This is a genomic window from Vibrio sp. VPAP30, assembly GCF_001188205.1.
GTDB lineage: Bacteria > Pseudomonadota > Gammaproteobacteria > Enterobacterales > Vibrionaceae > Vibrio > Vibrio bivalvicida.
Genome location: NZ_LBLS01000041.1, coordinates 1 through 1010, shown reverse-complemented (window position 1 = coordinate 1010; position 1010 = coordinate 1). Strand labels below are relative to the sequence as shown.

Here is a 1010-nt window from a genome sequence, read left to right as displayed (position 1 = left end):
ACTCAAATGGTTGTTACTACCTAATCTGGGCTTATCGCAAGTTACTACGTCTTTCATCGCCTCTGACTGCCAAGGCATCCACCGTGTACGCTTAGTCACTTAACCATACAACCCCAAAGAGTTTCGCAAAGCGAATCTTGAGGATGTTGTTAAACAACCAAAGTTGCCTGCAATTTTATACATGCGCAGGCACGATTTTGCCGGACTCAAATAACTCTTTACTTCCACTTTTTAAGAAAAAGTAGAAACAAAAAGTGAACATCACAAGGATGTTTCCAAGAACACTTGAATGTGTGTTGGTACCTAAATGAACAAGTCATCTAGGATTTGAGAACTTTTAATTTGAATAACAACGCATATCCGAAGATATGGGGATTGTTGTTATTCGTCAGCTTTCCAAATTGTTAAAGAGCTAGATTCATTTAAGAACCATTTTTAAATATTCTCTGTCGAGAAAACACTTAAAGATGGTGGGCGATACCGGGCTCGAACCAGTGACCCCCTGCTTGTAAGGCAGGTGCTCTCCCAACTGAGCTAATCGCCCATCGAATCAAGAATGGTGGAGCTAAGCAGGATCGAACTGCTGACCTCCTGCGTGCAAGGCAGGCGCTCTCCCAGCTGAGCTATAGCCCCATATCTTGAGAAAATGGTGGGTCGTGCAGGATTCGAACCTGCGACCAATTGATTAAAAGTCAACTGCTCTACCAACTGAGCTAACGACCCAATGGTATCCCGTAGGGGAGTCGAACCCCTGTTACCGCCGTGAAAGGGCGGTGTCCTAGGCCTCTAGACGAACGGGACACTAAGTCGAACATCTTGGGGGATGTTCTATCTCTTAAACTACATAAACCATCAATCTGTGTGGACACTCATCGTGAGTAATCATCGTATAAGGAGGTGATCCAGCCCCAGGTTCCCCTAGGGCTACCTTGTTACGACTTCACCCCAGTCATGAACCACAAAGTGGTAAGCGTTCTCCCGAAGGTTAAACTACCTACTTCTTTTGCAGC

Annotated in this window: 4 tRNA genes and 2 rRNA genes; all 6 read right to left on the bottom strand. The window is 45.2% G+C overall.

Features of this window, described 5'->3' with window-relative positions:
- Positions 1-105: ribosomal RNA gene (locus ZX61_RS20315) — 23S ribosomal RNA — on the bottom strand; the annotation flags it as partial.
- Between the two features lie 363 nt (positions 106-468).
- Positions 469-544, bottom strand: a tRNA-Val gene (locus tag ZX61_RS20310).
- Between the two features lie 13 nt (positions 545-557).
- A tRNA-Ala gene (locus tag ZX61_RS20305) sits at positions 558-633 on the bottom strand.
- A 14-nt stretch (positions 634-647) separates the two neighbouring features.
- A tRNA-Lys gene (locus ZX61_RS20300) sits at positions 648-723 on the bottom strand.
- Positions 724-725: 2 nt separating this feature from the next.
- Positions 726-801 (bottom strand) — tRNA-Glu (locus ZX61_RS20295).
- A gap of 89 nt (positions 802-890) precedes the next feature.
- Positions 891-1010, bottom strand: a 16S ribosomal RNA gene (locus tag ZX61_RS20290); the annotation flags it as partial.